Consider the following 676-nt stretch of genomic DNA (forward strand, 5'->3'; position numbering starts at 1 on the left):
TCATACCACAAGGCGAATAATAGTAAACAGGCTGGGATAAGAAGTGTTTTTAATTGAAAATGCTGATAGGTGAGTGCCCCAATAATTCCTCCCGAAAAGAAACAAATGATGATCATTATTTTTAAAAATATACTTTTATTTACTTGTGCTCTCTTTTCTTTTTGCTTTTGAAAAAACAGCAGTGATAGCTCAATTCCCAGATCTGTAAACAGTCCTGTTAAATGAGTTGTTCTTACTACAGATTGCGAAACACGGGTGACGAGAGCATTTTGTAATCCCATGGCAAAAAGTAATACGGAAGAAATCACCAATGGAGCAGAGGAATGATCCGGAAATAATTCAGGTGAGAAACCGATGAGAAGCATGAGAACAATTTCAATAGATAAAGGAATGATATATGAGCTATGGGGTCTGTACTTTGCAGTCCATTCAATGAGCAGTCCTGAAATAAAAGCACCTAATAAAAAAAATAAAATGTATAGCAAATAAATAAATGCCATTTTATAATTTCTTAAAAATAGTTGTTCGGAAAAAAAAGCAAAGTGTCCCGTTACATTTGTGGTAAGATTGTTAACGGATAGAACTCCTGTAATATTCACTAATCCTGCAACACCAGATAAAATAGAAGCCAGTTTCAAATTATGGGAATATGTTCTTCCTTTCCCTTTGTGTCTAA

At 34.2% G+C, this 676-nt stretch carries 1 protein-coding gene; it reads right to left on the reverse strand.

The genetic code is table 11. The features are described 5' to 3' along the window. Nucleotides 1-676: YoaK family protein (locus tag AB671_RS20700; protein ID WP_066764891.1), on the reverse strand; the 676-nt coding region annotated here is incomplete at both ends.

It is taken from the genome of Chryseobacterium sp. BGARF1 (assembly GCF_001677955.1).
Lineage (GTDB): Bacteria > Bacteroidota > Bacteroidia > Flavobacteriales > Weeksellaceae > Chryseobacterium.